Source organism: Kribbella sp. NPDC002412 (assembly GCF_053592935.1).
Genome location: NZ_JBSFBL010000037.1, coordinates 86,997 through 96,092, shown reverse-complemented (window position 1 = coordinate 96,092; position 9,096 = coordinate 86,997). Strand labels below are relative to the sequence as shown.

Here is a 9,096-nt window from a genome sequence, read left to right as displayed (position 1 = left end):
AATACATGCGATGGTTTGAGATTTCGTTGTCAGGCTACGGACCGGAATAGACCGGTCACCGCACGTTGCTAGCTGTGATCGGCACGAACGTCTGGCCACCACCCGCCTCAACCACGTGTGGCATCTCAGACTCGTGCCCTCCACGTGCCCTAAGGGGTGGTCATCGGCGGTCACTCACGGGGCGTGGCGGGGGTGTGTTTCAGGTGCGAAGATCCCACCCAGGCGGGCGGTCGGCCGCACTTCCAAACTGGCTACGCGAGTTCGATTCTCGTCACCCGCTCCACCCCTAAAGGCCCAGGTCAAATGACCTGGGCCTTTGGTGTAGAAGCGCCCGTGGTCCCGTTTGCATGTGGATTCCTGCCCGGGCGGGGATTGGCTATGAGGCCCTGGTTGGACAGCGCCGGGTTGTAGCGTCGGGCCGTGCATGAGGAACCGTGGGAGGCGGTGGACTGGGCGGGTGTCCCAGGGCCGGCGGCTTACCGGCCGGAGGCGGTCCTTGGTGCGTTGCGGGCCATGGTCTCGGCGAAGGCCGGAGGGTGGGCCGATCCGGCCACGATGATGCGGTCTGCGGCCGGCAACGACCACGGTGGCACGATCTACCCGGCCGGGGTTGCGGCCACAGCGGCACTGCTCGAAGTCATTGACGTGCATCCGGGCTGTCCTAGGCGCGCGGCGCTGGCTGTGCTGCTCGATTGGTGGGTCTTCGATCCGGAATCGGGCTACGAGCAGTACCTCGGAGAGAACAACAAACCTGTCAGTGTTGTGCTGGCCATCCAGGGCACCGTCCTCGCCGCCTCGTCCATGCTGGAGCGGGTGGCCTCCGATCTGCAGGATCCCACCGCGGGCCGCCTCGCAGCCGAACTGATCCTCTGCGCCCGCCACGGATGGGGATCCTTCGTCCACGACGGCACCGTCCACCATCGATAGAGCGAGTGTCGGGGGTGTCAGGAGACGAGCTCGTCGAGGGGGATGCCTTCGATCGCCAGGGTTTCCCGCATCCAGCGACGCATCAGCTCGTTCGAGATGTCCCACGCGTACTGCAGGGCTTCAGCAGGCGTCTGGCGCGTGTCAGGGCGGAGAGACCCCGGCAGGCCGGCGGCGGTGTTCGCCAGCAACCGGATGAGCTCGTGGTGGTCGTCGACGGGTTCGTCCGCGACGGGTCCGGGGTCTCGTCGGAGATAGGCGATCGTGCGAATGCCGGCCAACGCGTTGTGCATGAGGATCGCGTTCGCCCGCGCGGCCAGGTTCTCGGCGCGACGTTCTCTTCTCCGCATGCGGGCAATCATCCAGCCATCGACTAGGCCCAATTCACCGGTTGGGAGCCACCGCGCTCAGGCTGCTGGCGGGCTAGGGTCTGCTGGGTGGCGAAGCTTGGGGATGAGGGGTCGCGGTTGGTTGTGGTTCGGGGGAACTCGGCGTCGGGGAAGAGCACTACGGCGCAGGAGGTACGGCGGCGGGTCGGTCGCGGCGTCGCCTGGGTCGAGCAGGACTATCTGCGGCGGACGCTTCTGCGCGAGCACGATCGGCCGGCTGCGCCCAACATCGGTCTGATCGACCAGACAGTGCGGTACGCGCTCGACAACGGCTACCACGTGATCCTGGAAGGCATCCTCTACAGCCCGACGTACGGCGCTATGGTCCGCCGGCTGATCGCCGACCACGCCGGCCGCACCGGCGTGTACTACTTCCAGCTCCCCTTCGAGGAGACCGTACGGCGACACCACACCAAACCGTCGTACGGCGTCGACGCGGACAAACTGCGTGACTGGTACCAACCGTGCGACCTCCTCGGCGTACCGGGCGAGCAGATCATCGACTCCACCAGCACCCTCGACGACACCGCCACCCGCATCATCACCGACCTCTCCTGGTCATCGGGCGGCCGGATCGCCCACCCGCTCGAGGACTGAAAGGGTCCGTAGGGGTGAGAGGCCCGCGATGAGGGTGCCGAGAAGCATCGCGGTGGTGGAGAGGATGAGTGTGGGGCGGAGACCGAGCGTCGTGGCTAGCAAGCCTGAGGTCAGGGCGCCCAGGGATTGGCCGCCGATGACGAGGGTGCGCCAGGTGGCGGCGACCTGAGCCAGAGCGGTGGGTGGGACCAGGAACTGTCGCAGGGTGCGCTGGGGTACGGCGAACAGCGACATGCCCAGCCCCGCCAACGCCTGGCCCAGCAGGACGACCGGAGCGAAGCCGACTGCCAGCGCAGCCCCAGTCAGGGAAGCTATGAGCTGCCCAGTGATGTAGCCGCGGCCGATGCCGACCAGGCGGATCCACGCAGGCGCGACCAACGAGCCGACAATGGCGGCCAAGCCGAAGACCGTGATCGCCACACCGACCAGTCCGGGCGCCCAGTGGAGCTCGCGGACCAGGTAGAGAACGATCAGCGGCCCCTGCAACGAGCCAGCGATCGCACCGACGGTCGCGGACACCGCCAGCGGTCCCAGCACCGGGCTGCCAAAGATTGTCCGCAGCCCATCCGTCAGCCGCACCTCCGACCGCTCAGCCACCTCACGTCGAGGCTCACGGATCAGGTACGACGCCACAGCAGACACCACGTACGACGCCGCGTCGAACAAGATCGCAAACGACGCAGTCACCAACTGCACCAGCAACCCCGCCACAGAAGGCCCTGCCGTCGACGCGACGTTCAGGTTGAGCAGATGCGCGCTGTTGGCCCGGATGAGGTCGTCACGCGGCACCAACGCGGGCATCAACGTCATCGACGCGGTGTCGGACAGCAGCGTCAACACACCGGTCAGCACGGCCACGACGTACAGCTGCCACATCCGTAGCACCCCAACGGCCGCCGCGGCCGGGATGGACCCGAGCAGTACGGCGCGCCCAATGTCCGTCACCACCAGCACCCGCCGCAGCGACCACCGCTCCACCCACACGCCAGCCGGCAAGCCGAAAACGAGGTGCGGGAGCACATTCAGCGCCGCCAGCACACCCATCTCCACGGCCGACGCATGCAGCGTCAGTACGGCGACCAACGGCAGCGCCACTGTGGTGATCGCACTCCCCGACGCCGACACCAACTGCCCGACCCACAGCTTCCGGAACTCACCCCTGACGACCCAAGCCATGCCCGGCAACCTGTCACCGAGCACACTCGCCCGACTACACCTGTTCGCCCCCGGCAGAGCCTGTTCACCACCCGCGAAACCGATGCGCCGACAGCCCGCCCAGTCTGGTCCAGGCCGGTAAGCGCTTCCGTTACCGGTGGTTACTGGCTAGGGTGCCGCCCTGTGTCGACGGGCCCGCTGGGGAGCGGCGCCGAGGGGGTTCTTGTGGTCAGGTTGCGGGTCAAGGCGGCCGCGGTCGCCGGTGCGATCGCTCTGGTACCGGTGCTGGCGAGTCAGGTGATGGCAGCCGATCCACCGGAGCACCTGGGCGAAGGTGTACTGGTCACCCCGCGAACGCCCACGGCACAGGTCGGCGAGGTCGGCCTGTCCAGCGCGCGGGTGGTGACGACGGACCGCACCGACCAGACGCTCTGGGAAACCAGCAACAACGGCACCACCTGGACAGCTACAGGCGGCTCGAACGACACCAAGCCCTTCCAGCTCGAGGGCTCGTCCCTGCTCACGTTCCAGGCAGGTACGGCGAAGGTCGGCGGCCTCACCTTCCCTGCAGCGGATGAGGTGATCCTCGGCAAGGGCGGCAAGCTCGTCTCCCACCGCACCCCCAACGCTGCGACCGCAGAGGTGTACGACGTCGCCACCAAGACCAAGCTGGCCGACTACGCCCCGCCGTTCGCCATGTCCGACAGCACTGTCTGGAAGGTCACCGATCCCGGACAACTGACCGGCAAGGACCTCACCACGGGCACCGTCAAGACAGTCCTGGTCGCCAGCAACTGCGCTGTCGGTCCGGACCGCGTCAACGGTCGCTGGGCCCTACTGAGCGGCTGCGGCCAAGTGGTGGACGTCAAGGGCCCCCAGGCCCCGCGCAACCTCACCGTCGCGGCCGACTCCCAGCTAGGCAACGGGTTCACCGTCCAGGCGACCACCGACCAGAACCTCCTGGTCACTGACCTCAACGACCCGGCCCTCGGCCAGCGCACGTACGGACCGGTCCGGCAGTCCGCCGGCTTCCGCGCCGACGGCTCGGGACTGGCCAAGATCGTGTACGCCGACCCGGACTCGAAGGCCCGCGTCATCACCCTGAACTGGCTCACCGCGGACCCGCAGCAGCGCCCGGACACAGTCGCACCGGTGCTGACCAGCGCGTCGGCAGGTGAGCGCATCCGCGACAACACGAGCCTGTCGTTCGAGTGGGCCTTCACCGACCCGCAGGACCCCAACTCCCCCGCGACCGGCGTCGACTCGTACGACCTGCGCATCCAGCAGCGCCCCAACCGCACATCGCCGTACGGCGCATGGAACCAGGTCCCCTCGTGGCAGGGTCTCAAGACGACCGGCGCGAGCTACACCGCAGCGATCGGCACTGACACCTGCTGGCAGGTCAGGGCACGCGACTACGCGGGCAACGTGAGCGCCTGGAGTACGTCGTACTGCAGTGAGGTCGACGGAACGGCGCCAGTGCTGCAGACACTGCGGATCGGTGACCGGGTCGCGGTCACGGCGCCGGTGACGTTCCGGTGGGCCTACAAGGACGACACCGACATCGAGTCGTACGACGTGGTCTACAAGATCGCCGCTCCGGGCGTTGCTCTGGGCAAGTGGATCTACCCGCCGACCTGGCAGAACACCAAGATCACGTCGATCACCTGGACGCCGCGGCTGGGCTGGGACGAGTGCTTCCTGGTCCGCTCCCGCGACTACCTGGGCAACCTTTCCGCCTGGTCGCCGCAGATCTGCGCCGTCGCGCCCCAGGACGACCGCGCCCTCACCTCGGCCGGGTCGGTGACGCGGTCGACCAGCACGCTCGCGTTCCAGGGCACCACGTCGATCCTCAAGGCGAACGGCGCCTACCTGACCAAGACCGCGGAGGCCGGGGCCCGGATCGCCCTGGTCGCGATCCACGGACCCGGGCAGGGCCGGGTCGACATCTACCACGCGAACATCAAGATCGGCACAGTCTCGCTGGCAGCGACCACGACCGCCCGCAAGGTGACCTACCTGCCGATCACGCCGTTCCGCACCGGTGCGGTCAAGATCGTCTCCACCTCCACGGCGCCGGCCACGATCGACGGCATCGCGTTCCTGCGAGTCAATCCGTAGACCTATCGCGATCCGTAATCACTGTGACCCCCGTCACCGCGTGGTGGCGGGGGTCGCCTATTGCGACACGAGGTTATTCATCGCCGGGGAATGGAATTCGAGGGACAAGCGCTTACCCGTAGGCGATACTGGAAAGTGCGCCGTTTTCCGGTGGCAACCCCCACGAACCGAGCATGATGGGAAGTGCGCCCGTCCAGATGCCCTCAGAGAGACCTGCCCAAGCGCCGTCGATCGCAGCCCCTACCACCAGAGCACCCGAACGCAGCCGCAACCTCTGGCGGCTCCGCCCCTATCTCCGACCACACCGCTGGCGCTTGGCGACGATGTTCTCCACCGCCATGCTGGGCGTCGGCGTCAGCCTCACCGTCCCCCTCGTCACCAGGGCCATCATCGACGGCCCGGTCACCCGCCGCGAGCTCGACATGCTGGTCCCGCTGGCACTGCTCGCCCTCGGCCTCAGCATCTCCGAAGTGATCCTGGTCTGGGTGCGCCGCTGGGCCCAGTCCCGGACGGTCAGCGACCTCGAGGCCACCCTCCGGCACGACCTGTACGTGCGGTTGCAGTCCCTCCCGATGGAGTTCCACACCCGCTGGCAGAGCGGCCAGCTGCTCTCCCGGGTCACCACCGACCTGTCCACCATCCGCCGGTTCATGGGCTTCGGCCTGCTGTTCCTGGTGATGAACATCCTCCAACTCGTGGTCGTCACCACCCTGCTGCTGCGGCTGTACTGGCCGCTCGGTGTCGTCGTCCTCGCGGCGGCGGTGCCGATCATCGTGGTGTCGCTGAAGTTCGAGCGCAAGTACCTGGTGATCTCCCGGAAGGTCCAGGACCAGCAGGGCGACCTGGCCACCCAGATCGAGGAGTCGGCGCTCGGTTTCCGGGTGATCAAGGCGTTCGGCCGGCGCCAGCACGTCCAGCAGCAGTTCGACGACGGCGCGGTCACCCTGTTCAACACCTCGGTCGACAAGGTCCGGCTGGCGTCGCGGTTCTGGAGCTTCCTGGGCGTGATCCCGAACCTGACCCTGGTGGTCGTGCTGCTGCTCGGCGCGCTCGCCGTCGGCCGGGAGGCGATCACCCTCGGCACCCTGGTCGCCTTCATCACGCTGATGCTGTCGCTGATCTGGCCGGTCACGTCGCTGGGCGCCATCCTGGCGATGGCCCAGGAGTCGATGACCGCGGCGGACCGGATCAGCGAGATCCTGGACACCTGGTCCACCATCCAGTCCGGCGACGAGGAGCTGGTGAACCCGCGCGGCCACCTGCGGTTCGAGAACGTCAGCTTCCGGTTCTCCCCGGACTCCCCGGAGATCCTGCACGACGTCAACCTCGACCTCACCCCCGGCACGACGCTGGCCCTGGTCGGCGCCACCGGGTCCGGCAAGACCACTCTGACCGCACTGGTTCCACGCCTGTACGACGTGACCGGCGGGCGGATCACGCTGGACGGGCACGACGTCCGTGACCTGACCCTGCAGTCGCTGCGCGGCGCGGTCGCGTCCGCGTTCGACGACCCGACGCTGTTCTCGATGAGCGTCCGGGAGAACCTCACCCTCGGCCGGCCGGGCGCGACCGAGGCAGACATCCAGCAAGCCCTCCAGGTAGCGCAGGCCGAGTTCGTCAACGACCTGCCGTGGGGCCTGGAAACCCGGGTCGGCGAGCAGGGCATGTCGCTGTCCGGTGGCCAACGGCAACGACTTGCGCTTGCCCGGGCCGTGCTCGCCAAGCCCGCAGTGCTGGTGCTCGACGACACGCTGTCGGCGCTGGACGTCCACACCGAGGCCCTGGTCGAGGAGGCGTTGCGCAACGTGCTCGCCGACACCACCGGCATCGTGGTCGCGCACCGCGCGTCGACGGTGATGCTGGCGGACAAGGTCGCCCTGCTCCAGAACGGCACGATCACCCATGTCGGCACGCACCACGAGCTGCTCACCGACGTACCGGCGTACCGGCTGCTGCTCGCGGCCGAGGAAGAGGAGGTGCACGCATGACGACGACCCAGCAGACACCTCCTCAGTCCGACGCCGGGGAGGAGAAGTCGGCGGAACAGTCCTGGCGGGGGTACTTCGAGGACGAGGGCGACCGGGAGTTGTCGAGGGCAACGACCATCCGGTTGAAGGAGGACTCGCGCAAGCTGCTCGGCGAGCTGCTCCGGCCGTACTCGAAGATGATCTGGCTGCTGGTCGTGATCGTCGTGGTCGAGAACGGCGCCCGGCTCGCGGTGCCGTACCTGGTCCACCTCGGCATCGACAACGGCATCCCGCCGATCCTCGCCGGTGAGGGTCCGAAGACCCTGATCACGATCGTGGTCACCGTGTTCGTGATGGCCTTGCTGCAGGCCTTCGCGCGGCAGCTGTTCCTGATGCGGTCCGGCAAGCTCGGCCAGACCATCCTGCTCGGTCTGCGCCGCCGGGTGTTCGACCACTTCCAGCGGCTCAGCCCGGCGTTCCACGACAAGTACACCTCCGGCCGGGTGATCTCCCGGCTCACCTCGGACGTCGGCGTCATCGACGAGATGCTGGCCAACGGGTTCGACGGACTGGTCACGGCGCTGCTCACCCTGATCGGCACGGCGATCCTGCTGCTGACCCTGGACTTCAAGCTCGGCCTGCTGGCGCTGCTGTCATTCCCGGCGCTGATCCTGATCACCGCCTGGTTCCGGCGCCGGTCCGCTGTCGTCTACCGCCGTACCCGCGAGGCCGTCGTACTCGTCATCGTGCACTTCGTCGAGTCGATGACCGGCATCCGCGCGGTCCAGGCGTTCCGCCGGGAGCCGCGCAACGAGGAGATCTTCCACGGCGTCAACGACAAGTACCGCGAAGCCAACCTCGAGTCGTTCCGGCTGAACGCGATCTTCATGCCGTCGATCAAGGGCGTCGGCAACATCACCATCGTCGCGATCCTGGCGTACGGCGGGTACCAGGCGTACCACGGTCACGTGACGGTCGGCGTACTGACCGCGTTCCTGCTCTACCTGCGGCAGTTCTTCGAGCCGCTGCAGGACATCTCGCAGTTCTACAACACCTTCCTGTCCGCGAGCGCGGCCCTGGAGAAGCTGTCCGGGGTGCTCAACGAGAAGCCCGACGTACCGGAGCCGGTCAAGCCGGTACGACCGGGCAAGAGCCGTGGGCACCTGGAGCTGCGCAACGTGCAGTTCCAGTACGTCGACGGTGTCGCGGTGCTGCCCGGTCTCGATCTCGATGTGCCGGCGGGGCAGACACTGGCGCTCGTTGGTACGACGGGTGCGGGCAAGACCACGATCGCCAAGCTGGTGGCGCGGTTCTACGACCCGACCAGCGGTCACGTGCTGCTGGACGGATCCGATCTGCGCGACCTCACCGAGGACGACCTGCGCGAGCGGGTGGTGATGGTGACGCAGGAGAACTTCCTGTTCACCGGGACGGTCGCGGACAACATCCGGTTCGGCAAGCCGAGTGCGACGCTGGACGAGGTGGTCGAGGCGGCCAAGGTGATCGGCGCGCACGACTTCATCATGGCGCTGCCCGAGGGGTACGAGACTCAGGTGGAGAAGCGCGGCAGCCGGTTGTCCGCTGGTCAGCGGCAGCTGGTTGCTTTTGCTCGGGCGTTCCTGGCGGACCCCGCCGTACTGATCCTGGACGAGGCGACATCCAGCCTCGACATCCCCAGCGAGCGGCTCATCCAGCGCGCGCTGCGGACCATCCTGGCGGACCGTACGGCGATCGTCATCGCCCACCGCCTGTCCACGGTCGAGACCGCAGACCGCGTCCTGGTCCTCGAATACGGCCAGATCATGGAAGACGGCTCCCCCGACACCCTGATAACCACCGGCGGCCGCTACGCCGGCCTCCACCAGGCCTGGGAAGACTCCCTGGCCTGACCCAACCGCGACAGACGGGCGCGTGGGATCTTCCCACGCGCCCGCTGGCTGACG

At 67.6% G+C, this 9,096-nt stretch carries 7 protein-coding genes; 5 read left to right on the top strand and 2 right to left on the bottom strand.

Features of this window, described 5'->3' with window-relative positions:
- Positions 1-513 precede the first annotated feature (513 nt).
- Positions 514-927, top strand: a complete 414-nt coding sequence (locus tag ACWCOV_RS27190; protein ID WP_449832136.1) for a hypothetical protein — start codon at positions 514-516, stop codon at positions 925-927.
- A 17-nt stretch (positions 928-944) separates the two neighbouring features.
- Here the strand turns inward: ACWCOV_RS27190 and ACWCOV_RS27185 are convergent, their stop codons facing one another.
- The gene (locus ACWCOV_RS27185; RefSeq protein WP_449832135.1) at positions 945-1,274 is read right to left on the bottom strand and encodes a hypothetical protein; all 330 of its coding nucleotides are present in this window, start codon (positions 1,272-1,274) and stop codon (positions 945-947) included.
- Between the two features lie 87 nt (positions 1,275-1,361).
- Here ACWCOV_RS27185 and ACWCOV_RS27180 point away from each other — a divergent pair, with 87 nt between their 5' ends.
- Positions 1,362-1,910 carry an AAA family ATPase gene (locus ACWCOV_RS27180; RefSeq protein WP_449832134.1) on the top strand — a complete coding sequence of 183 codons (549 nt, stop codon included), beginning with the start codon at positions 1,362-1,364 and terminating at the stop codon, positions 1,908-1,910.
- Here ACWCOV_RS27180 and ACWCOV_RS27175 read toward each other — a convergent pair.
- Positions 1,872-3,086, bottom strand: a complete 1,215-nt coding sequence (locus ACWCOV_RS27175) for an MFS transporter (RefSeq protein WP_449832133.1) — start codon at positions 3,084-3,086, stop codon at positions 1,872-1,874. The two genes, ACWCOV_RS27180 and ACWCOV_RS27175, sit on opposite strands and share 39 nt — an antisense overlap.
- Positions 3,087-3,290: 204 nt before the next feature.
- Between ACWCOV_RS27175 and ACWCOV_RS27170 the strand changes: the two genes are divergently transcribed.
- The 3 genes from ACWCOV_RS27170 (at position 3,291) to ACWCOV_RS27160 (ending at position 9,042) form a co-directional block, all read left to right on the top strand.
- Entirely contained in the window at positions 3,291-5,186 is a 1,896-nt protein-coding gene (locus ACWCOV_RS27170; RefSeq protein ID WP_449832132.1) for a hypothetical protein, read from the top strand.
- Between the two features lie 323 nt (positions 5,187-5,509).
- Positions 5,510-7,174: an ABC transporter ATP-binding protein gene (locus tag ACWCOV_RS27165; protein WP_449832140.1), complete on the top strand. Its 1,665-nt coding sequence runs from the start codon at positions 5,510-5,512 to the stop codon at positions 7,172-7,174.
- Complete coding sequence (locus ACWCOV_RS27160) at positions 7,171-9,042, top strand: ABC transporter ATP-binding protein (protein ID WP_449832131.1); 1,872 nt, start codon at positions 7,171-7,173, stop codon at positions 9,040-9,042. The genes ACWCOV_RS27165 and ACWCOV_RS27160 overlap by 4 nt, the downstream gene beginning before the upstream one ends.
- Positions 9,043-9,096: the final 54 nt, after the last annotated feature.

What these genes read in the sequence shown, in the direction of transcription:
- ACWCOV_RS27190 (WP_449832136.1), top strand. Translation starts at nt 514, where the DNA reads ATGGTCTCGGCGAAGGCCGGAGGGTGGGCCGATCCGGCCACGATGATG.
- ACWCOV_RS27185 (WP_449832135.1), bottom strand. Translation starts at nt 1,274, where the DNA reads ATGCGGAGAAGAGAACGTCGCGCCGAGAACCTGGCCGCGCGGGCGAAC.
- ACWCOV_RS27175 (WP_449832133.1), bottom strand. Translation starts at nt 3,086, where the DNA reads ATGGCTTGGGTCGTCAGGGGTGAGTTCCGGAAGCTGTGGGTCGGGCAG.
- ACWCOV_RS27165 (WP_449832140.1), top strand. Translation starts at nt 5,510, where the DNA reads ATGTTCTCCACCGCCATGCTGGGCGTCGGCGTCAGCCTCACCGTCCCC.
- ACWCOV_RS27160 (WP_449832131.1), top strand. Translation starts at nt 7,171, where the DNA reads ATGACGACGACCCAGCAGACACCTCCTCAGTCCGACGCCGGGGAGGAG.